Genomic DNA, 22847 nt, shown 5'->3' on the forward strand with positions numbered 1-22847 from the left:
AATAGAATGAGCGCAATAATTTTAGATTTGCAAATTGCTACCGAAGATAACCAAAATCTGCCAACCGAAGCGCAAATTTTACAATGGTTAGGGGTTATTTTGCCGCAATTTGTGGATAATGCTGAACTCACTATTCGTATTGTTGATGAGCAAGAAAGTCAGCAATTAAATAATACTTATCGTCATAAAGATAAGCCAACCAATGTATTATCTTTTCCATTTGAGTCCCCCATTGAAATTGATGTTCCTTTGCTTGGCGATTTGGTGATTTGTCAGCAAGTGGTTGAAGCTGAAGCTACTCAGCAACATAAATCATTAACTTCGCACTGGGCACATATGATTGTGCATGGTTGTTTGCATCTATTAGGCTATGATCATATCCTTGACGACGAGGCTGAAGAAATGGAAAATATCGAAATTGATATTATGCAACAGTTGGGGTTTGAAGATCCTTATCAACCCATTGACGAGTAAAATGCATGATAAACTGTTTGGTTTTATGTTATTTTGTAAGCGCTTTTAGTAAGTAGATTAAGTAAACTAAGCATAAAATAGATATTACATTAATAATAAAGTAAGAAAGGAAAAGAACAAATGAGTGATGATAATCACCGGAGACCTAAAAAAGGGTTTGCATTATGGTTAAGTCAGTTATTTCATTCAGAACCAAAAGATAAAGAAGAACTGATCGAAGTGATCCGCGAAGCCGAAGAAAACGAGCTTATCGATCCCGATACGCTTGATATGATCGAAGGCGTTATGGATATTGCCGAGCAACGTATTCGCGATATTATGATCCCCCGCTCTCAAATTGTTACCATTAAAGACAATTATTCGCTTGATCAATGTTTAGATATTATTTCTGAACATGGGCATTCCCGTTATCCGGTTATTAGTGAAGATCGCGATCATATTGAAGGGATTTTATTGGCAAAGGATCTGTTGATTTTTATTCGCCAAGGTGTCGATAACTTTGATTTGAAAAAAATCCTTAGACCAACCGTTGTTGTGCCTGAAAGTAAACGTGTTGATCATATGCTAAAAGAGTTTCGTATGCAGCGTTATCATATGGCAATGGCTATTGATGAGTTTGGTGGTGTGTCGGGTCTTGTGACTATCGAAGACATTTTAGAACTGATCGTTGGCGATATTGAAGATGAATATGATGAAGTTGAAGATCGTGATATCCGTCGCTTGTCCCCTTCGGTTTATACTGTTCGAGCACTTACACCCGTTGAAGATTTTAATGAAATCTTTGCCACTGATTTTAGCGATGACGAAATGGACACCATTGGCGGGCTAGTGATGCAACATTTTGGTCGTTTACCTTTACGCGGTGAGAGTATTACAATTGATGGTTATCAATTTAAAGTAACCATTGCCGATAGAAGGCGTATTATTCAACTGCATGTAACAATCCCTGATGGTGCAAAAGTACCTAATTTAGAGTTACCAGAAAATGCTTAAACCAATTTTATTAAGCTTGTTTTTAGGTAGTATAGCGGTTTTTAGCTATGCCCCTTTTCATCTTTGGCCTTTGGCCTTTGTGTCGTTTGCAGGGCTGTTATGGCTTATAGCTGATAAATCTAAAAAACAAGCCGTGATGCTTGGATTAAGTTGGGGAATTGGCTACTTTTTGGCTGGCGTTCACTGGGTTTATATTAGTATTAAACAGTATGGGGAATTACCGCCTTTTGTTGCCATAATTATTTTGGGACTTTTAGTTTTGTATTTGTCGCTCTATCCAATGCTATTTGCTTTTTTGTTAAGAGTGACAAATCGATTTGCTACACCATTTTCGTTTAAACAGCTTGTGCTTGTCGCACCGATTGTTTGGCAAGTTACCGAGTTTTTACGTGGCTATATTTTGACAGGTTTTGCTTGGTTGCAATTAGGTTATAGTCAGCTTGATAGTCCTTTGCGTGCTTACTTTTCTGTCGTTGGGATTGATGGTGTTAATTTGATTTTAACGGTGTTATGTGGCTTGTTAGTTTATGGTATAAAGACCGCCACCACAAAAACACCTAAAAGGTTCGTTTTCGGTGCGTTTATTGCACTAATCATGATCTTTTTTGCACCAATTTCATTCAAAAATGTCGATTGGACAACCGTCAATAACAGCCGTTCGGCTAATTTTGCTTTAATTCAAGGAAATATTTCACAGTCAATTCGTTGGACAAGAGAACAGCTGAATAATACCTTACAGACCTATGCCAAACTAACTCTAGATAATCTTGAAGACAATAAGATTATTATATGGTCAGAAGCTAGCATTACCGATTACGAAATTAATCAGCAGTCTTTTTTACAACATTTGGATAATGAAGCCAGAGCCCATAATGCTGAAATCGCTGTTGGTATTATTGATTATCGATTTGGTGAGGATGGTTATCAATCCAATGGTGATATCTATAATACGCTATTAGTATTGGGCGAAAAGGAACCCTATCAATACCCAACAATAAATCGTTATCAAAAACACCATTTAGTGCCTTTTGGTGAATTTACACCACTAGAGTCAGTACTTGAGCCGATTGCTGAATTACTTAATATTCCTATGTCATCAATGAGGTCTGGCCAAGCAAAACAACCACAATTAGTTATAAAAGGCTTTAAATTTACACCCGCTATTTGTTATGAAATTATTTTGTCGGATTTAATGCGACAAAAATTTACCCCTGATAGTGATTTTTTATTGACGGTGTCCAATGATGCGTGGTTTGGTGATAGTATTGGTCCCAAACAGCATTTACAAATGGCACAAGCTAGAGCGCTTGAGTTTGGTCGGCCGTTAATTCGTAGTACTAATACAGGTATTACGGCAATTATTGATCAGCATGGTAATATTGTTAAACAATTGCCTCAATTTAAAACAGATGTTTTATCAGCTTCTGTTTCGCCAACAACAGGATTAACGCCTTATGCAAGATGGGGGAATGTTCCTTACTTTGTTATTATGGCATTTATGCTTATCTCACTTTTTATAAAAAGACGTTCATAATTTATGATACTGGCATAATTTTTGCTTAAATATAATTAGGTTTAAGAAGTTTTGGTGTGATTAATCATTGGCAAAAACACGCTAATTATTGATTACATCTAGCTCCGTGATAGATAAATAAAACAGTAAAAAGTACTTTTATGCAAAAAAATAAGTTATAATATACGGCCTTTGTAAAAATATTAAAATTATTTAATATGATACAAACTAAACAGTAGGAGATGAGTATGAACAAAAAGACAAAATTAACCAAATTAGTGCTATCATTTGCAATGTTAGGCTTAATGACTGGTTCAGCTGTTGCAGAAGAGCTAAGCGGTACATTAGCCAAAATTAAAGATACAGGTGTTATTGTTGTTGGTCATCGAGAATCTTCGATTCCATTTTCCTATTATGGTGAAAAACAAGAAGTTATTGGTTATTCACAAGATTATTCTAATTTGATTGTCGATGCAGTTAAAAAAGAACTAAATTTACCAAACCTTCAAGTAAAATATTTACCAGTCACCTCGAAGACTCGTATTCAATTACTTAACAACTATACTTATGATTTTGAATGTGGTTCAACCACAAATAACCTTGAACGTCAAAAAACAGTTGATTTTTCAGACAGTATTTTTATTGTCGGTACTCGATTCTTAGTCAAAGCAGATAGCAATATCAATAGCATTGAAGACTTAAAAGGAAAAAATGTGGTAACAACCGCTGGCACAACGTCAGAAATCCGTTTAAATCAAATCAATAATAAAGATAACTTAGGTATTCGTATTATTACGCCAAAAGATCATGGCGATGCATTCAATGCGCTTGAAACAGGCCGTGCCGTGGCATTTTTAATGGATGATGCACTACTTGCTGGTGAGCGTTCCCGAGCAATTAATCCTGCGGAATGGAAAATTATTGGTGAACCACTTTCTTATGAATCTTATGGCTGTATGTTAAGAAAAGGCGATACTCAATTTAAACAATTGATGGATAAAACTATTGCTGATGCACAAAAATCAGGGAAGGCATTAGAATCATATAACAAATGGTTTACTCAACCTGTTCCACCAAAAGGTGCAAATATGGGTCTTGAAATTTCACCAAAAATGGTTGAGCTATTTGCTAACCCTAATGATAAAGCATTAGATTAATACTTTTCTTATCTTTCTAATCCAATGTACTAAGTGCTTTGTTTTTAGCATTTAGTACATAATCTAATTCAGTGAATTAAATATATTATGAGTTTTAATTGGACACTATTTTTTCAACCCACTCCTTATGGTAGTGGAATTTATTTAAACTGGCTTTTAGACGGTGTTATCGTCACAGCTTCATTAGCTTTTACTGCGTGGATCATTGCTTTTGTACTAGGATCGCTTGTTGGGATATGTAGAACATTAGACAATAAATTTTTAAACAACTTTGCAGCAAGCTATATTCAGCTATTTCGTAACATTCCATTACTTGTGCAAATGTTTTTGTGGTATATGATTCTACCTGTAATGTTAAGTGGTCGTGTAAAAGTTTGGTTTATATCTGATTTATCGCCCAATGTAAGCGCATTTATTACTGCTGCAATAGCACTAGGCTTGTTTACTTCAGCACGTATCGCTGAACAAGTAAGAACCGGTATTCAAACGTTACCAAAAGGTCAACGCTATGCTGCTATTGCTCTTGGTTTAACGAATCGACAAGCTTATATGTATGTTTTATTACCAAATGCTTATCGACGTATTATTCCACCATTAACTTCAGAGATGACTAATATTATTAAAAACTCATCGGTTGCTTCAACAATTGGGTTAATTGATTTGATTGGTCAAATCGATCGTATCAATGAGTCAACTAATAGCATTGTTGAAATATTGTTGGGTGTGACTATTGCCTTTATGCTGATTAACTATGTGGTAATTACTGTGATGCGAATTGTTGAAAAATATACTCGCTTACCTAACATGAGTCATGGAGGATAATATGCAGTTAATTAATTGGATTGCCAATATACCTTCATTAGTATTAAATAATTATGAATTATTATTAAGTGGATTATGGCTAACAACTAAAATCACGTTTATTGCAGTTGTTTTTGGTATTGTTTGGGGAACCGTGCTGGCGTTAATGCGCTTATCTAACATTAAAATATTAAATATTTTTGCGAAAAGTTATGTTACTTTGTTTCGCTCAATACCTCTTTTATTAGTGTTGCTATGGTTCTATTTAGCACTACCTCAAGCCATTAAGTACCTATTTAACTTGCCACCCTATGCCGATGTGCGTATTGCATCAGCGATGATTGCTTTTGCGCTATTTGAAGCTGCGTATTATTCTGAAATCATTCGTGCGGGTATCAATGCTGTTGCAAAAGGACAATACCACGCTGCTTATGCACTAGGAATGACTAAAAGCCAAGCAATGCGTTTAATTATTTTACCGCAAGCGTTTAGATCAATGGTGCCATTATTATTAACCCAAGGTATTATCTTATTCCAAGATACATCTTTAGTTTATGTTATGGGGTTAATAGATTTATTTGGCGCAAGTGTGACTCAAATTGGGAGCACCCAAGGTGGTACAGATAAATATTCAATGGTTATTTTTGCAGCAGCAAGTTATTTTGTAATTTGTTTTACTGCTTCATGTTTAGTTAATTATTTTAAAAAAGGGATAAATCGATGATCTCCTTAGAAAATATATCAAAATGGTATGGACAATTTCAGGTATTAAAAAACTGCACCACGCGAGTAGGTAAAGGCGAAGTTGTTGTTGTGTGTGGCCCTTCAGGTTCAGGGAAATCAACACTGATAAAAACCGTAAATGCTTTAGAGCCTATTCAACAAGGTAAAATTGTTATTAATGGTACAGAAATTACTAACAAGTCAACGAATTTAGCAAAATTACGTTCTAAAGTGGGTATGGTGTTTCAACACTTTGAGTTATTTCCTCATTTAACAATTTTGAAAAATCTAACACTCGCTCAAATTAAAGTGTTAGGCCGTTCAGATAAAGAAGCGGGTGAAAAGGCCCTTAACCTTTTAGAGCGTGTTGGTTTACTTGCCCATGCAAATAAATACCCTGCTCAGCTTTCTGGTGGTCAACAACAACGTGTAGCAATCGCTCGCGCACTGTGTATGGATCCGATTGTTATGTTGTTTGACGAACCAACTTCAGCACTCGACCCTGAAATGGTTAACGAAGTATTAGATGTGATGGTTGAGCTCGCTTATGAAGGCATGACAATGATGGTGGTTACTCATGAGATGGGCTTTGCTCGTAAAGTTGCTCATCGAGTGATCTTTATGGATGCGGGTGAAATCATTGAAGATACGTCAAAAGAACAATTCTTTACTAATCCACAATCCGATCGTGCTAAAGACTTTTTAGCTAAGATCATCCACTAATAAAATAACAGGGCTTAACTGCCCTGTTTTTATTTGCTAAGCTTTAGTATTAATTATTATTCTGTAATAAATTCACCAAACCACTATGCCTTTGAGTTTGACTTTTGACTGCTTGTAATAAAATCGGTTCAGTCGCATAAATAGAAACCGTTTTTTTGGCACGAGTAATGGCGGTATAAAGCAATGAACGATTTAGCAATGGCGAATAATCAGTTGGCAGAATAATATTGACATGATCAAACTCTGAACCTTGCGATTTATGGATAGTCATGGCATACGCTGTTTCGTGTTCAGGTAATCGAAATGGTGAAAATCCTTTAATTGAACCGTCAGCAAAAGGAAAATATACTCGCAATTTTGAACTGTCGTGCTCAGCCATTAATGTAATGCCAATATCGCCATTATAAAGCCCTAATGAAGTGCTATTGCGTAAAATCATAATCGGTCGCCCTACATACCATGTTTCTTTGTTTTTTAATTGAATCAACTTATTTTTGGCTAATAGTAATTCAATTTGTTTATTTAAACCTTCTACGCCAAAATGGCCTTCTCTTACTGCGCAAAGTAATCGGTATTCAGCAAATTTGGCTAAAACTAATGCGATATCGTTAGTTCCATTTTGTTTAATAACAGTTAAATAATGTTTATAGTGATGAATGCTATCATGTAAAACGTCTTCATAAACCTGCTGAGATGATAGCGGATGATAGCGGATATCCTCTAGCGACTCATTATCTGTTAATAGTTTTTTAACGGTACTTAAGCAACCTTCTTTCACAGCATTAGCTAACAAACCAATGCCTGATGATTCGTTAAAACGGTAACTCTTTTGTAATAAGCAAATACTGTCAGTAATTGTTGCTGTTTGTTCGCAAGAAGGCACATTATAACCAGTTAATTGGCTTAGCTCTTTTGCACGAGGTTGACTATAACCTTGAGTAATAAAAGTACAAAGGTCACCAAATACAGCTCCAGCTTCAACGGATGAAAGCTGATCTTTATCACCAAGCAGAATTAAACGTGCTGAAACGGGTAACGCTTCTATTACTCTTGCCATCATATTTAAATCAACCATTGAGGCTTCATCAATAACTAACACATCAATATGTAATAGATTATTTTTGTTGTGTGTAAATGAGCTATTATCGGCTTTTGCCCCCAATAAACGGTGTAAAGTGATCGCCTCGGCCTTTAGGTTTAATGATGTAAAATTGAGTTGTTCTATTGTTCGACTCAGTGATTCTGTTAACCTTGATGCCGCTTTGCCGGTTGGTGCTGCCGTTACAATTCGAGCATTAGGAGTGGTTAATAAAATTCCTGCTAAAATCTTAGCAACAGTGGTTGTTTTACCTGTTCCCGGTCCGCCCGAAATAATTGCCACTTTGCGTGTTAATGCCGCTGCAACAGCTACTTTTTGCCAATCAATTTGAGATTGCTGCTGAGTAAAAAGCTGATTCAGTATAGTGTTTAAATCAGAATAATCAGTGGGTTGTTCATTAAAAGTCGTATGATTGAAATATTGTGCGACATTCTTTTCGTCCAACCACATTCGTTGAAAGTAGAGTTTATTTTCAATAAATACAAGAGGCGACAAGTTTGTGCCATCGCTCACAACCTGACTATGGCGTGCTTGTTCAAGCGTGAAGATCCAATCTTGTTCGTTTGGTGACGCTAAAGCTAACCAAAGTGATGCATCTATAGTTGGAGTGGTTAGGCGTGTCAGATCAAGACAAACGTGTCCTGCTCTAACCTCTTTACTTAGCGATAAAACCAAAAAACTAAAACGTTTCGCAGTAATATCATCACTTAACATCGCTTTATTCGTCAAAAACGTTGCCAAATGAATATCTAGCAAACTAATTTGGCTATCTTGTTTAAATTGGTTTAACCACTCGTTTAACATATTCTATTTCTGTTATTCACTTACTTATAAGCCAATTATATCGTTAACTTTGTCTTTTGGATAAGTCAGTTTAAAACTTAAATTAAGATTTTTATTTTCGTTTGGATTTAACTTAAATTTCCATAGTAATTCACCCGTTTCTTTATTATAGGTTGCACCGTCATATTTAGCGTCATCAAGTGAAACAGATTTATTGACTATAATTGGTAATTGATCATAAACAATAATATCAATAGGTAATGTTTTGGCATTTTTTACATCAATGGTGTAAGCATATCTTTGTGAAATATCATTACCAAATAACGAAGGTTTTGATGTTTCATTAACATTACGATTACGAGCAATAAAGATATTTTTATCTTTTCCTAAAGAGATATCTAACGTCTCTTTTAGATTTTTAGTGGTAATAAAACTTTCACCAACATAATTACCATTAAAAAAGACCGTCGACTTTCCTGGTAAAAGGTTAAGTCTATCCCAATCAGTAATTTGTGCCTGTAAGTATACACTGCTATCTAATTTAGGCGTAGCTGTATAATGGTATTGTGCTTCCACTTCTTTATTTTGTAGTGTAAGAATATTACTTTGAGTATTTGATTTTATTGTATAAGGTAATTTAACCTCAAAACGCGTATTAATTCCTAATGTATTGGTTCGCGTATTATCATTAGGAGTTACAGACTTTGATTTTTTGGCACTCATATCATCATATGAGGAAAAGAAGAAGCCCCCTTTTTCAGAATAGACATCAATACGCCAAGGGTATAAATTAGGTGCCGTTATACCATCACTAGGGTTTGAAGTTGATAAACTAAAATCAACATTTTGCCAATCTAAACCACTATTTTGATAAATATCCGCTTTATAAGTTAACTGTAATGGTGAATTGATATCAGCAACACGCACATCATAAATCGGTGTCCAACCAGCCTTATTAGTCACATAGGACAAGTTAACTGGCAGTGTAATATCTTTATCAGAATAAACTTTTACAATAATTGCATTTTTTGTGTTTTCTGCCGATGCTTTTTGTTTATCAATCTTATTTTTACATTGTACTATCTGCTGATCTATCTGATCGATTTGTTTTTGTAGTTTGTTTTGTTCATTCAGTACTGTAACTAAATTAGTTTTAATAAAATTTAGTGCATTTTGCATTCCATTTAAATCATCATTGGCACCTTTAACTAACAAATCTAAACGATTTCCTTGCAAAAGAGTAACTTGTTCTGATACTGCTTTTAATTGAATTTCGACTGTATCGTGTTTTTCTTGTAACTTTTGTAATTCGTCAAGTAAAGATTGAATTTCTTGGCTTTCTTTACTGTCATCAATATAGTTATTATTGAATGTTGTTGATAATACTTTCACATTAGCATTATTATCAAATCCGACATTGATTGAATTAGCTTTAACGTCATTGGCAATTCCAGTCAATAAAATTTCATTTTCACCTTTAGTCAACGATACTGTTGATTGTCCTTGCAATTCTGCACCTTGTAAAAATAGCGTTACTTTATTAAGTATTACATTACTATTTGCAAAAACACTGCTAGAAGCAAATGCAATTAAAAAAGCTAATTTTTGAATTTTCATACCATTCCTTTTAAATAAATTATTCAAATTAAAAATTTGAATATAAATAACTTATATCTCAGTTAAAAAATAATGTTATTTCATATTATTAATAATAAATAAGTATTCACTATTTTAAGATTAATTTCTATAAAATTTAATAAATTGATATAAAAACAAATTATTTTTGTTTAGGATATTGAACAAAAATAAGGCTTGATGTATATTACGTTAAAAATAAAAAACAAAAAATAAGGAGACTTTCATGAGTAGTTTTAGTTATTTAAAGAAAACAATCAAACGAAAAAATTTGTCACTACAAACTGTGGCTGATGCATGTCAAATGACTAAAGGTTATTTAAGTCAGCTTATTAATGATAAAATTAAAAATCCTAGTGCCCAAAAATTGCAATCACTCCATCAATATTTACAAATCGAAAAGCCTGCCAAAGACAAAAAAGTGGGCGTTATTTTTGGTAAATTTTATCCTTTACATACTGGGCATATTTACCTTATTCAACGAGCAATTAGCCAAGTGGATGAGTTGTATGTGATACTTTGTTCTGATACAACTCGAGATATGGCATTATTTGAGCAAAGCGCCATGTCTCGCCAACCAACAATTAATGACCGCATTCGCTGGTTACTACAAACCTTTAAATATCAAAAAAATATCCACATTGAATTATTAGAAGAAGACGGTATCCCTGCTTATCCTAATGGTTGGCATGAATGGAGTGAACGCGTCAAAAAATTGTTTCAAGAAAAAGGCATAAATCCTGATAGCGTTTACTCAAGCGAACCACAGGATGTTGCGATGTATAAAGATTTATTTAATTTAAACACCGTGCTCATTGATCCCAACCGCCAATTTATGCAAGTGAGCGGTACACAAATTCGTCAAGCTCCGCTCCAAAACTGGCAATATATTCCAACAGAAGTTAGACCATTTTTTGTTAGAACGGTGGCTATTTTAGGCGGTGAATCAAGTGGTAAATCAACCTTAGTTAACAAACTCGCTAATGTATTTAATACTACCAGTGCTTGGGAATATGGACGAGATTATGTGTTTTCACATCTTGGTGGCGATGAACGTGCTTTGCAATATGCCGATTATGATAAAATCGCCTTAGGTCATGCACAATATATCGATTTTGCCATAAAACATGCCAATAAAGTTTCGTTTATTGATACCGATTTTGTCACCACACAAGCCTTTTGTAAAAAATACGAGGGTAAGGAGCATCCTTTTTTACAAGCGATGATTAATAATTACCGTTTTGATTTAGTGATTTTATTAGGCAATAACACCCCTTGGGTAGCTGATGGTTTACGCCATTTAGGTAGCCCGAAACAACGTAAAGACTTTCAACGACTACTCATTTCGATTCTTGAAAAAAATAATATTAATTACATTCAAATCGATTCGCCCGACTATGAAGAGCGCTATTTGCGCTGTATTGAACTCGTTAACCAACTTATTAACAATGAAGAGTATTAATTATGAATAAATTAAGCGACATTATTATTTTAATCGGACGCAATAAATTCTATCCATTATTTTGTATATTATGTGTAACATTGGTATTTTTATACACTGATCCATTTACTCAATTTGATATACGCTATACGGTTTCTTACATAGGCTCTTTTTGTGGTCTAGTCTGTGTTATTTTATTAGCAAAGCGTAAAAACATGGGTAATGTATTAGGCATGTTTGCTGGCGTTGCAGAATGTTCTGCTAATATTCTTGGTGGCAATATTGGTGCAGGATTACCATCAATTTACTATTTTTGTTCACATATCTATGGTTTACTTACATGGAAAAAGAACATGGATAATGATAAAAACGTTAAAGTCCGTTCACTAAGTGAAACTAGCTTTTTATATACTCTCATCTTTCTGATTGTTGCAGCTTTTATTAATATTTATCTAACTGATAAAATTGGCGCACCGAATACAACTTACCAACTTGTTATTAATTGTTTCATCTTTGGATTAGGTATGGTTGCTCAGTTATTACTGATGATGAGATACTCTTTTAACTGGTATTTATGGGTAATCTTAAATTTATTGGTCATTGTTTTAAATATCTATACCAACAATATTATTATCACAACACAATACTTAATTTACCTATTTAATGCTATTTATGGAATTTGTGAATGGAAGCGTTCTGCACAAAAAGAATAACTATCTAAAATTTTGTAGAAATTTTTAAAAAAATTACGTTTAAATATAAAAAAATAGAAAATAAAGCACTTATTTTCTATTTTTTATTTATGATGAAAAGTCATTATTCTATATCGCCTTTAACCAAAGGCACAAATATTACCTCGCCCATATTTTTAGCTACAAAACTATCGCCATTACGCTCAATTAATTGCAGGACCTGTTTATGTTCGCCGACAGGAATCACTAATCGACCTTTATCGGCTAACTGTTCTAGCAAGCGTTGTGGCACCTCAGATGCAGCAGCGGTAACAATAATGCCATCAAATGGTCCACGCTCAGGCCAACCTAACCAACCATCGCCATGACGCGTTGCAATGTTATGAATATCAAGTTGTTTTAAACGGCGCTTAGTATTCCATTGTAGGCTTTTTATTCGTTCTACCGAACAGACATTTTCAACTAATTTAGCTAAAACGGCAGTTTGATATCCAGATCCTGTGCCGATTTCAAGCACTTTGGAGTGAGGTTCTAATCTTAATAGCTCTGTCATCTTTGCCACAATATAAGGTTGGGAAATAGTCTGACCACTGCCAATTGGTAGCGGACGATTATCGTAGGCTTGATGCGAAAGTGCTTCGTCAACAAAATGTTCTCGAGGAACAGAGGCAATAGCATTTAAAACACGCTCATCTTTTATGCCTTGTTGACGCAAAGATTTAATTAGGGATTGCATTTTTAAACTTTGCATTTGGGCTACTCATTTTCTATTATTAATTCACGAATCACACTTGTTGCATAGCAACCGGATGACAAATAAAATTCAAGCTCAATAGTACAACAATCTAGCCATTGCCAATTAAGCTGATGTGCTCGTAACAATATTGACCGCCTTGCTGTTTCTATTCGCTCTTTTTTAAACAGATCATTAAATTCAGACCAATTTTCTAGACATTTTTGCTCAAACTCTAACGCTTTACATAATGTACCAAGTGGTGAATCACCTATCATAGGGGCTGTAATATTAAGTTCACCGCTATCTAAGCGCTGTTGTAACAGTATTAATTCATCATTCTGTGCAACAAACCAACTACTGCGCTGTGCTAATTGTAATATATCGCCATCAAGCACGGATTGCTGTAAATTTTGAGCAATTCGTTGGCTGACAATATCATTAAAAATTGCACTCCGTGCTGCCGAAAGATAAAAACTGCGTTTTTTGCGATCTTTTACCGAAATTTCGCCTTTAGCCCAACTTATGGCTTGAGTAATATTATTTCCATCACGACCAAAACGCTGTTCGCCAAAATAATTAGGCACACCGTGTTGTTTGATTAATGCTAATTTAGAATCGATTTCGGATTGTTCACTTAAATCTCTTAAAATAATTTTAAAATAATTACCCTTTAAAGCACCAATTTTTAATTTTTTATTATGTCGAGTAACGTCTAATATTTCACAACCGGCTAAATCAAATGCCGAAAAGTCAGGTGTTTGCTGACCTGGCATATGTAAACTAAACCACTGCTGAGTTACGGCATGACGATCTTTCAACCCAGCATAACTCACTAACTTTGGTGAAATACCAACATATTTGGCCAACTGTTCTGCCACAAATAGGGTATTACAATCACGTTTTTGCAAAAAAACTAAAACATGCTCACCGTCGCCAGTTAATTCAAAACCTAAATCCTCTGTAACAATAAAATCTTCGTATTGCTGTTTATATTGTCCTGTAGTGGTTGGTTCTCCATATAAATAATTAAGTTGTGCTAACACCTGTATTACCTATTTTAAAATTTAATCTATTTTGAGCTTCTTGGTTAATAATACGACGGCTTGGCAAGCAATGCCTTCTTTACGCCCTGTAAAGCCTAATTGTTCTGTCGTTGTTGCTTTAACGCTAATTTGATCAAAATGGACATTTAGATCTTCAGCAATATTTACTCTCATTTGATCAACATGGGGGCGCATTTTGGGTTCTTGTGCAATAATTGTGGTATCTAAATTTACTAACTCATAGCCTTTCGCCTGAACAAGGGCATACACCTCTTTCAATAATATTCGACTATCGATACCTTTATATTTTGGATCTGTATCAGGAAATAGCTTACCAATATCACCTAACGCTAACGCGCCAATCAACGCATCGGTTATGGCATGTAATACAACATCACCATCAGAATGAGCAATAAGACCATAGTGATAAGGGATCTTGACACCAGCAAGGGTTATTGGTCCCTCACCACCAAATTTATGCACATCAAAACCTTGTCCTATTCTCATACTTTTACCTATTTGGAGTTTGCTTAGTTAAATAAAAAGTTGCTAAAGCTAAATCTTCAGGGCGAGTTATTTTTATATTATCTCGACGACACTCAACCAATAAAGGATGTCCACCACAATATTCAACGGCTGAAGCTTCGTCAGTAATGGCAATACGGTCATTTAAAGCGTGTTGCAAACATGTTTTTAGTTCGCCAGCATTAAATAATTGAGGGGTTGCTGCGCCCCATAAATAAGTTCGGTCTTCAGAATAATCAATAACCGTATCATTATCTTGATAAGCACGCTTAACCGTATCACTAATACGCGTAGCTAATATGCCACCTTGTTTTTTATTTGTTACCGTTTCAATCAAGCGCGTAATATCATCATGATCAACACAAGGTCTTGCTGCATCATGAACTAACGCCCACTGTTTATCATTTAATAGTTGTAATCCTGCTAATACAGAATCAGCTCGAGTTTTACCGCCTAATGTAATTTTAATTTTATCATGCAAAGCGATCGAAAAAGTGCTAAATAGATGATCTTCAGGGCTAATTACAACAATAACTTGTGTAATTTGAGGATGTGTTAATAATTTATATAACGTATGTTCTAAAATCGTCTTTGCACCGATTTTTAGATATTGTTTGGGAATTTGGCTATTCATACGGCTACCAATTCCCGCTGCAGGCACGATAGCGATGATATCATTAAGATTATTTACGTTATGCATTATCGTTTTTTTGTATCCGAATCAATAATAATTCGATAAAAATATTCATTAGGTTTAACCATTCCTAAGTGACTGCGCGCACGCTCTTCTATTGCTTCATAACCGCGTTGTAAATCGTTAATTTCAGCAAACATTTGCTCATTACGAGCTTTTAATTTTTCATTATCAGCACGCAAATCGATTAACATATCAACATTATCTTGATAATCGTACACGTTATTTTTGCCATACCACAAAGAATATTGCAAATAACCAAGCACAGCCAATAGCAATAAAGGGAGCTTCCATCTTATCATGAGCTTAATATTATCCTTTATCTATATACATTTAACGGGTTTTGGTAAACCGGCAAGTTTAGTTGCTTGTTTAGCAGGACCGTCTGGAAATAACTTATACAAATAACGGCTATTACCCTTTTCTACACCAAACTTTTTTTCCATCGCTTTAACTAATGCGCGTATAGCTGGCGAGGTTTTATATTCTAAGTAAAAATCGCGAACAAATAAAATTACCTCCCAATGTGCATCCGTTAAATTAATTCCCTCTTTTACGGCCAATTCAGGAACCAATTCAACAGTCCAATCCTGCCAATTTTTTAAATAACCTTTATCATCGGTTTCTATCTGTTCTAACATTTTTTAAAATACGTTACTTAATTTGCATTGTATTATACTCAATTAATCAAAAACCAACACTAATTTTGATGAGGAATGCAGCTTCGATTGCCTGATTTCCATAAAATTTGATGAAATTTAAAGCAAACGATAAAAAATATTAAAATAGCTATTTACAAATAAGCAAGTCTCCTTTAATATTCACAGCCATTGCGGAAGTGTGGCTGAGCGGTTGAAAGCACCGGTCTTGAAAACCGGCGAGGGGCGACCCTCCCAGAGTTCGAATCTCTGCGCTTCCGCCATCTTTCCTAAGTACATGTTAAAAAGCAATAACATAAAATAAAAATATTATTCAGTGTACCATTTAGTTTTAGATAGTATTACACAACACTATAATATGTCGTTTATCAATTATCCTCAACATGTTAACATTTACTAAGTATTAATTACTAGCTAATCCATCCTGCTAATTTAGCAAAATTAGCAATAGTTATTTAATTTAAAGTTAATATCCTATTACTAACAAAAAAACAATGTGACAAAATTCTTGCTCAAAGCAAGAGTCATAATATGAAAAGTATGACAACAGTAACACCTTTCTTATGAGATGATTATGATTAAGCGAGACCGAATTTCAAATGCGAGCTTATTAATAGTAATTATGATATAAAAAAATCAATAAGTTAAGTTATTTATCAAATCGTATATTATTGGCATTAAAATTCTTTGATATCAAACGAGAGTATCTGTACAGAAGGAAAGTTGCGCCCAAAACAGGGGGAATGGCGATAAATAGTCACTTATCTAGAGGTATTTAGGTCTAAATATAACCCTAAATTCCGCAAAAAAAGCGCAGTTAAAAATTTAGTTTGAGCTACTACAGTTGAATGAAGCTTTACCGCACAAAGGTCTCAATAAAAATCAAAGTGGTTTATACATATGGTAATTTATAAGTATCTGGTTTTTTCTGGATATTTTATTAGCCCGCTTTATTTTAAAACCCCATTTTTTGAAAATTGGCATGGCCACTTTTGAAGCATCTACACTTAATTGTGAAAGCTTTTTCTGGTGGGCCAAGTCAAACACATGGTCATAGAGTTTTCTAGCTATGCCACACTTTTGAAAGTCAGGATGCACATACAGACAGTCTATGTAACCATCATCTCTAAGTTCAATAAACCCCGCAAGGCTTGAGCCAAAGATAGCCATCCAAGGCTGAGTGTTATCTAAACGTTCTAACCACTTCTGATAATCTGGTGGTGTTGAGCACCATGCTTCTTGCTGTGCTTTGCTATAAATATCGGTATCAATAGCATGAATGGACGAATGAAACAAATCGCATATTTCAGTGGCATAGAGTGAAGAGTATGGTTTTACTTCGATTTTAGATGCAACATTACCCAATTTGTTTCCTACTTTCATTATGATTTACCCTAGTAAGACTTTACACTTCAATATCGCCAACATTGACATGGCTGGCTTCCGTTTAATAGCTTCGTGAATATCCACATCAATAGCTAAGTATGGTTTGCGCCATGTTCTGCTTTTTTACTTTACATTTACCAAAACTTTAAGATCTGTCGAGTCAATAACGAAATATCGAATAGTCCTCTCGTCTTATTGCTATATTTGGTGTAATTAGAAAGTTGTAACTATCCCCTAATATTTACCAAATATCGCTTTTATTCTCACAACCTAATTTTCATTAAATGCTACTAAATACTAAGTAGCTATTTTAGAAAAGGTTATTTTATAAAAAATTTTATTACATAAAAAATAGTACAAACAATGATACTGTCAAGTTAAATTATCATTCGTATAATTGTAACTACCTCCTAAATCAGTACACCCCAAAAACAAAAAATTCTCCATTATAAAAGTAACAAAAAATTTGATCATGAAAAAGGTGATTAAACACCAAATTGTGTCAATATTAAAAAGAAGCAGTAGCCGGAATTTCTAGTAAAGCTAGTATCAAAACAGGTTACATTGAACAATTTAATTGTACTTATCGAACCGATAATGTTAGATTTTTAGCCTAGGGGAAGCAAGATAAATAACAAAATAACAGCTAACCATTTACAATACCGAAACATCAAATAAACATTTAAACAATATGGTATTTATTGAATAGAAACACCAAAACAGACAATATAATTTTCTATTTATTTCTTATTTTTATATAGTTATTCTTCAGATTAAATTATCTATTTTCATACTTAATTAATGATAATGACTTTTATATTTTACATATTATTTCTCACTTTTGAACAATCGATTAAAGCTATTATATTAAACAACAGCACCTGTTAGATTTTTTAACTTATTTAAGTAAACTAAACTCAATTTCAATAACAAAAGGAAATTATCATGGGTATCATAAGTTGGATAGTTCTAGGATTAATTGCCGGCTGGATTGCAAAATTTTTTATGCCACTTGGACGTATAGGTGTAATTAAAACTATTTTATTAGGTATTGCAGGTGCCTTAGTAGGTGGCTATATTAGCACCTTCTTTGACTGGGGTAGTGTGACAGGATTTAATTTCCCAAGCTTATTTATTTCTGTTTTGGGTGCTATTTTACTGATATATCTTTATCGTCTTTTAAAATAAAATCATGTCTCAATCAAACTTGGTTGAATTCTTCCGCCAAGTTTGATTTATATAAATAAAGAAATTATTTTCGCCATCAATTTAAATAATTTTTTTAATATCCAAAAACAAACATAACCTATACATAAAGAAAAAAATGTCATTGCCCATAAGAAGCCAAATGTAATTAATGCTAAAGTAAAACAGACAAAAAGTACTGGTATAAAGTAAATAATATCGATATGTGTTATAGTATTAAAAAGTATAAAAAAAACTATTGTTATAGCAATCAATACTAACCAATATAAAATTTTCATAACTTTATTTTTAGGTTTAGCATCAAGAGCAATACCTATAGCTTCCAAGCCTGCGTCTATGGCATCAAAAATAGCAAATGGCATAACCGATATTTCCTTTCATTTTTGTTGTAAAGATGTTAATAAGTAATTTCGTCGTATCTAGATTTTTGTTATATTAATATTCAAAAATCACTTATTAATAAATAGTAATTATAATGCTAAAAATATTCAATACATTAACCCGAGAAAAAGAAATATTCCAACCAATTACCCCCAATAAAATTGGGCTATATGTTTGCGGTGTGACTATTTACGATCTTTGTCATATTGGTCATGGACGTACCTTTGTTGCATTTGATGTTGTCACACGTTATTTACGATTTTTAGGTTATGATTTAACTTACGTCCGTAATATCACTGATGTTGATGATAAAATAATTAAAAGAGCATTGGAAAATGGAGAAACGTGCGAACAATTAACAGATCGCATGTTACAAGAGATGTATGCCGATTTTGATGCACTGAATATAAAACGCCCTGATGTTGAACCTAGAGCAACGCATCACATGCCACAAATAATTCAATTAGTTGAAGACTTAATTAAAAAAAACCACGCTTATATTGCCGAAAATGGTGATGTAATGTTTGCAGTTGATAGTGCACCTAATTATGGTGTGTTATCTCGCCAAAATTTAGAGCAACTGCAAGCTGGTGCTCGTGTTGATGTGGTTGATGTTAAACGTAATCCAATGGATTTTGTGTTATGGAAAATGTCAAAACCTAACGAACCTAGTTGGGATTCTCCATGGGGTAAAGGTCGCCCAGGTTGGCATATTGAATGTTCAGCTATGAACAGTTATCAATTAGGTAATCACTTTGATATTCACGGCGGTGGTTCAGATTTAATGTTTCCGCATCACGAAAACGAAATTGCCCAATCAACTTGTGCCCATGATGGGCAATATGTCAATTATTGGATGCACTCGGGTATGGTGATGATCGACCAAGAAAAAATGTCTAAATCACTAAATAACTTTTTCACAATTCGCGATGTATTAAAGCATTATGATGCTGAAACAGTACGCTATTTTTTACTATCTGGTCACTATCGTAGCCAACTCAATTATAGTGAAGAAAACTTAAAACAAGCAAGGATGGCACTAGAAAGACTATATACCGCCCTGCGAGACACAGATCCAACTTACCCATATATAACTCCGAGTGACAGTAATTACTACCGTCAATTCTGTGATGCAATGGATGATGACTTCAATACTCCCGAAGCGTATTCAATATTATTTGACCTAGCACGTGAAATTAATAAGGCCAAAGCTGATAATAATATGTTACTCGCTAATGAATTAGCAGCTCAATTGCGTTACTTATCGGCAGTACTTGGATTATTAGAGCAAGATCCTGTTGATTTTTTACAAAGTAATCAAAAAAATGACGTTAATGTTACATTAATTGAAGCTTTAATAAAACAACGTAATGAAGCAAGAGCAAATAAAAATTGGACACTGGCCGACGAAGCCCGCGACAAATTAAATGCAATGAATATTGTGCTTGAAGATGGAGCTAATGGTACAACATGGCGCAAAAAAAGCTAATATTTTAAAAAGCACAATTTTTTTGAATAAATAAAATAACGCATTAAATTAATCAACTAAAATAGCCCCCACAATGTTGTGGTGGGTCTATTTATGATCATCGTAATGATTTATCAATTGAGGTCAAAATACCTCGCAAAATATTTAGTTCCTGTTGTTCAATGCGTGCGCGAGTAAATAACCGTCGCAAACGTCCCATAATCTGTCCAGGATGATTGTTATTAATAAAACCCGTCTGTAATAAAGTCTGTTCTAAATGTTGGTAGAAACGCTCTATATCGGCATCTATAGGAAACTTAGTTTCGGTCATATTCTTACCTTTTGATTCAAACAGTTTATTATCAAGGTTTAACATTGACATACGAATTTCATAACACAAAACTTGCACTGACATGGCAAGATTTAAAGAACTATAATCAGGATTGGCAGGAATTCCAACATGATAATGACATTTTTGCAATTCATCATTAGTTAAACCAACCCGTTCGCGCCCAAATACCAAAGCAGTTTGAGTATGGAGATTTGAAGCTTCTTGAACAATCTTATCACCACACTCTTTTGGCGTTAAATAGGGCCACTGTAAACTACGAGAGCGTGCACTAGTACCAATCACTAAAGTACAATCAGCAATAGCTTGTTCCATCGACGAGAAGATTTGTGCATTTTTAATAATATCACTAGCACCTGCTGCTAACGAAATCGATTGAGAATCAGGTTTTATGACTGGGTTAACTAAACAAAGATTAGTTAATCCCATGGTTTTCATTGCTCTTGCAGCAGATCCCATATTACCAGTATGCGATGTTTCAACCAAAACAATCTTCACATTATCTAAATAACTCACATCGTCCTCATTATTAAATAACATTCTATAACAATAGAATAAACTATATTCTTAAAAAATAAGTATATATTAAAATCATTGAAAAATCAGTTTTGGCTTCTTCTGTTATACAATATCTAATTAATTGAATCTCTCCCTAATTTAAATTCATAAAAATGAGTTTAATAATAAATATCTTATTGACGAGACTGAAATAATTTGCCAATGTAGTAACAACAACATTATAAATCTTAGCTTGTTGATAAAAGAAAGGAGATCAATTATGACTTTAAGTATTACCAGTAAACAAATGGACATTACTCCCGCAATTCGTAGCTATCTAGAAGATAAATTTTCAAAGTTAGATAAATGGAAAGCACAGCTGATCAACCCTCATTTTATTTTATCCAAAGAACCAGATGGATTTATTGTTGATGCAACAATTACAACTAAAGGAACCCCATTAGTTGCATCTGCCAAACATATTGATATGTATGCAGCAATTAATGATCTTATTGATAAACTTGAAAAACAACTTAATAAACTGCAACATAAAGGTGAGTCTCGTCGTGCTATAAGTAGCATAAAAGACAAAGTATTAGAAGAAGAAATTTAATTAATCTATTTCCTTAATTAAATAAAAAGGCACTTTAATGGTGCCTTTATTTTTGTGCTTGTTATAATACATACTATCTTCTTTTAATATTTAATAAAAATGACTACAAATCCTTTATTACCTTTACGAAATAAAATTAATGAACTCGATAAAACATTATTAGAACTTATTTCCCAGCGACGTAAGCTTTCAATGCAAGTGGTTCATACAAAAATTGAAGCTAATATTCCTGTACGCGATATTGAGCGTGAGCGTTCACTTATTAGAAATTTAATCAATCAAGGGAAACATCATCATCTTGATGATATGCTTATAAAACGCTTATACCAATTAATTATTGAAGATTCTGTACTATTACAACAAAAAATCTTACAAGAAAAACTTAATCACAACACAATTACTACTGCCAAAATCGCATTTTTAGGTCCTAAAGGATCTTATTCACATTCTGCAGCTCGTCGCTATGCTAGTACTCACTTAGATAAAATGGTTGAATTAAGCTGTTCAACTTTTAAAGAAGTTTTTGAACAAATCGAAAATAGTTCTGTAGATTATGGCATTTTACCAATAGAAAATTCTAGTTCTGGCTCAATAAATGAAGTTTATGATTTATTGCAAAAAACTAATTTGCATATTATTGGTGAACTATCTTTGCCTATTGATCATTGTATTCTTGCCATGCCAAATTCACAGCTCGAAAAAATTGATACCATTTATAGCCATCCACAACCGTTCCAACAATGTAGTAACTTCTTAGAGAACTATCCAAATTGGAAAATTGTATACTGCGATAGTACTTCATCAGCAATGAAAACAGTTGCTAAATTGAATAAACCTAATGTTGCAGCAATGGGGAATAAAGATGGCGGTGAATTATATGGGTTACAAGTACTTGAACATAATTTTGCAAATCAAAAAGAAAACATTACTCGTTTTATTGTGTTAGCCCGCCAGCCTATCGAAGTATCTGATCAACTTCCAGCTAAAACTACAATTTTAATGAAGACTGGTCAGCAAGCAGGTGCTTTAGTTGATGCGCTATTAGTATTACGTAATCATAATATTATCATGACTAAACTTGAATCACGTCCAATTCATGGTACACCATGGGAAGAGATGTTTTATATTGACTTGCAAGGCAACATCCATTCTTATGAAATGCAAACAGCGCTTAAAGAACTCACTTCAATGACGCTATACACCAAAGTGCTCGGATGTTATCCAACTGATTCTGTTGTTGCTGTAATATAATAAT

At 33.8% G+C, this 22847-nt stretch carries 24 protein-coding genes and 1 tRNA gene; 14 read left to right on the top strand and 11 right to left on the bottom strand.

What is annotated here, in order from left to right; all coding sequences use genetic code 11:
- Positions 1–6: 6 nt before the first annotated feature.
- From ybeY to GQ594_RS02920, 7 genes are all read left to right on the top strand, one after another.
- The gene (gene ybeY / locus GQ594_RS02890; protein WP_160411374.1) at positions 7–474 is read left to right on the top strand and encodes an rRNA maturation RNase YbeY; all 468 of its coding nucleotides are present in this window, start codon (positions 7–9) and stop codon (positions 472–474) included.
- Positions 475–594: 120 nt separating this feature from the next.
- The gene (gene corC, locus GQ594_RS02895; RefSeq protein ID WP_160400137.1) at positions 595–1467 is read left to right on the top strand and encodes a CNNM family magnesium/cobalt transport protein CorC; all 873 of its coding nucleotides are present in this window, start codon (positions 595–597) and stop codon (positions 1465–1467) included.
- Positions 1460–3001 (top strand): apolipoprotein N-acyltransferase, encoded by a 1542-nt coding sequence (gene lnt / locus GQ594_RS02900; RefSeq protein ID WP_160411375.1) that lies wholly within the window; start codon positions 1460–1462, stop codon positions 2999–3001. The genes corC and lnt overlap by 8 nt, the downstream gene beginning before the upstream one ends.
- Positions 3002–3228: 227 nt before the next feature.
- Positions 3229–4137, top strand: a complete 909-nt coding sequence (locus GQ594_RS02905) for a glutamate/aspartate ABC transporter substrate-binding protein (protein WP_160411376.1) — start codon at positions 3229–3231, stop codon at positions 4135–4137.
- Between the two features lie 87 nt (positions 4138–4224).
- Positions 4225–4959 (top strand): amino acid ABC transporter permease, encoded by a 735-nt coding sequence (locus GQ594_RS02910; protein ID WP_160411377.1) that lies wholly within the window; start codon positions 4225–4227, stop codon positions 4957–4959.
- A gap of 1 nt (position 4960) precedes the next feature.
- Positions 4961–5662: an ABC transporter permease subunit gene (locus GQ594_RS02915; protein ID WP_160411378.1), complete on the top strand. Its 702-nt coding sequence runs from the start codon at positions 4961–4963 to the stop codon at positions 5660–5662.
- Positions 5659–6384 carry an amino acid ABC transporter ATP-binding protein gene (locus tag GQ594_RS02920; RefSeq protein ID WP_160411379.1) on the top strand — a complete coding sequence of 242 codons (726 nt, stop codon included), beginning with the start codon at positions 5659–5661 and terminating at the stop codon, positions 6382–6384. The genes GQ594_RS02915 and GQ594_RS02920 overlap by 4 nt, the downstream gene beginning before the upstream one ends.
- A gap of 49 nt (positions 6385–6433) precedes the next feature.
- Here GQ594_RS02920 and recD read toward each other — a convergent pair whose 3' ends face one another.
- Together recD and GQ594_RS02930 are read right to left on the bottom strand one after the other, a co-directional pair.
- A complete protein-coding gene (recD, locus tag GQ594_RS02925) occupies positions 6434–8287 on the bottom strand; it encodes an exodeoxyribonuclease V subunit alpha (RefSeq protein ID WP_160411380.1) in 1854 nt (617 codons plus the stop codon).
- Between the two features lie 24 nt (positions 8288–8311).
- Complete coding sequence (locus GQ594_RS02930; protein ID WP_160411381.1) at positions 8312–9883, bottom strand: DUF4139 domain-containing protein; 1572 nt, start codon at positions 9881–9883, stop codon at positions 8312–8314.
- A gap of 244 nt (positions 9884–10127) precedes the next feature.
- On the opposite strand from GQ594_RS02930, the gene nadR reads away from it, so the two are divergent.
- Positions 10128–11363, top strand: a complete 1236-nt coding sequence (gene nadR / locus GQ594_RS02935; RefSeq protein WP_160411382.1) for a multifunctional transcriptional regulator/nicotinamide-nucleotide adenylyltransferase/ribosylnicotinamide kinase NadR — start codon at positions 10128–10130, stop codon at positions 11361–11363.
- Between the two features lie 2 nt (positions 11364–11365).
- A complete protein-coding gene (gene pnuC, locus GQ594_RS02940) occupies positions 11366–12055 on the top strand; it encodes a nicotinamide riboside transporter PnuC (RefSeq protein ID WP_160411383.1) in 690 nt (229 codons plus the stop codon).
- Positions 12056–12158: 103 nt separating this feature from the next.
- On the opposite strand, the gene GQ594_RS02945 is transcribed toward pnuC, so the two are convergent.
- From GQ594_RS02945 to GQ594_RS02970, 6 genes are read right to left on the bottom strand one after another with little or no spacing between them, the layout of a single operon-like run.
- Positions 12159–12785, bottom strand: coding sequence for a protein-L-isoaspartate(D-aspartate) O-methyltransferase (locus GQ594_RS02945; protein ID WP_160400147.1), 627 nt, complete (start codon positions 12783–12785; stop codon positions 12159–12161).
- Between the two features lie 5 nt (positions 12786–12790).
- On the bottom strand, positions 12791–13819 hold the full coding sequence (gene truD, locus GQ594_RS02950) for a tRNA pseudouridine(13) synthase TruD (protein ID WP_160411476.1): 1029 nt from the start codon (positions 13817–13819) through the stop codon (positions 12791–12793).
- Positions 13820–13834: 15 nt separating this feature from the next.
- The gene (ispF, locus tag GQ594_RS02955) at positions 13835–14320 is read right to left on the bottom strand and encodes a 2-C-methyl-D-erythritol 2,4-cyclodiphosphate synthase (protein WP_160400148.1); all 486 of its coding nucleotides are present in this window, start codon (positions 14318–14320) and stop codon (positions 13835–13837) included.
- A 4-nt stretch (positions 14321–14324) separates the two neighbouring features.
- Positions 14325–15041, bottom strand: coding sequence for a 2-C-methyl-D-erythritol 4-phosphate cytidylyltransferase (gene ispD, locus GQ594_RS02960; RefSeq protein ID WP_370516479.1), 717 nt, complete (start codon positions 15039–15041; stop codon positions 14325–14327).
- Positions 15038–15334 (bottom strand): cell division protein FtsB, encoded by a 297-nt coding sequence (gene ftsB, locus GQ594_RS02965; protein ID WP_160400150.1) that lies wholly within the window; start codon positions 15332–15334, stop codon positions 15038–15040. Before ftsB ends, ispD begins: the two co-directional genes overlap by 4 nt.
- A 21-nt stretch (positions 15335–15355) precedes the next feature.
- On the bottom strand, positions 15356–15673 hold the full coding sequence (locus GQ594_RS02970) for a TusE/DsrC/DsvC family sulfur relay protein (RefSeq protein WP_160400151.1): 318 nt from the start codon (positions 15671–15673) through the stop codon (positions 15356–15358).
- A gap of 193 nt (positions 15674–15866) precedes the next feature.
- On the opposite strand from GQ594_RS02970, the gene GQ594_RS02975 reads away from it, so the two are divergent.
- A tRNA-Ser gene (locus GQ594_RS02975) sits at positions 15867–15954 on the top strand.
- Between the two features lie 619 nt (positions 15955–16573).
- Here the strand turns inward: GQ594_RS02975 and GQ594_RS02980 are convergent.
- Complete coding sequence (locus tag GQ594_RS02980; protein ID WP_160411384.1) at positions 16574–17074, bottom strand: GNAT family N-acetyltransferase; 501 nt, start codon at positions 17072–17074, stop codon at positions 16574–16576.
- 948 nt (positions 17075–18022) lie between these two features.
- On the opposite strand from GQ594_RS02980, the gene GQ594_RS02985 reads away from it, so the two are divergent.
- Complete coding sequence (locus tag GQ594_RS02985; RefSeq protein ID WP_160400365.1) at positions 18023–18265, top strand: GlsB/YeaQ/YmgE family stress response membrane protein; 243 nt, start codon at positions 18023–18025, stop codon at positions 18263–18265.
- Positions 18266–18312: 47 nt separating this feature from the next.
- On the opposite strand, the gene GQ594_RS02990 is transcribed toward GQ594_RS02985, so the two are convergent.
- Positions 18313–18645 carry a hypothetical protein gene (locus tag GQ594_RS02990; protein WP_160411385.1) on the bottom strand — a complete coding sequence of 111 codons (333 nt, stop codon included), beginning with the start codon at positions 18643–18645 and terminating at the stop codon, positions 18313–18315.
- A gap of 113 nt (positions 18646–18758) precedes the next feature.
- Between GQ594_RS02990 and cysS the strand changes: the two genes are divergently transcribed.
- Positions 18759–20153 carry a cysteine--tRNA ligase gene (gene cysS / locus GQ594_RS02995; protein WP_160411386.1) on the top strand — a complete coding sequence of 465 codons (1395 nt, stop codon included), beginning with the start codon at positions 18759–18761 and terminating at the stop codon, positions 20151–20153.
- Positions 20154–20250: 97 nt separating this feature from the next.
- Here the strand turns inward: cysS and trmJ are convergent, their stop codons facing one another.
- Complete coding sequence (gene trmJ, locus GQ594_RS03000; protein WP_237398356.1) at positions 20251–20940, bottom strand: tRNA (cytosine(32)/uridine(32)-2'-O)-methyltransferase TrmJ; 690 nt, start codon at positions 20938–20940, stop codon at positions 20251–20253.
- A 319-nt stretch (positions 20941–21259) separates the two neighbouring features.
- Here trmJ and raiA point away from each other — a divergent pair, with 319 nt between their 5' ends.
- Both raiA and pheA read left to right on the top strand, forming a co-directional pair.
- On the top strand, positions 21260–21592 hold the full coding sequence (gene raiA, locus GQ594_RS03005) for a ribosome-associated translation inhibitor RaiA (protein ID WP_160400361.1): 333 nt from the start codon (positions 21260–21262) through the stop codon (positions 21590–21592).
- 99 nt (positions 21593–21691) lie between these two features.
- Positions 21692–22843 (top strand): bifunctional chorismate mutase/prephenate dehydratase, encoded by a 1152-nt coding sequence (gene pheA / locus GQ594_RS03010; protein ID WP_160411387.1) that lies wholly within the window; start codon positions 21692–21694, stop codon positions 22841–22843.
- Positions 22844–22847: the final 4 nt, after the last annotated feature.

Origin of the sequence: Gilliamella sp. Pra-s52, assembly GCF_009795805.1 — a bacterium.
Classification (GTDB): domain Bacteria; phylum Pseudomonadota; class Gammaproteobacteria; order Enterobacterales; family Orbaceae; genus Gilliamella.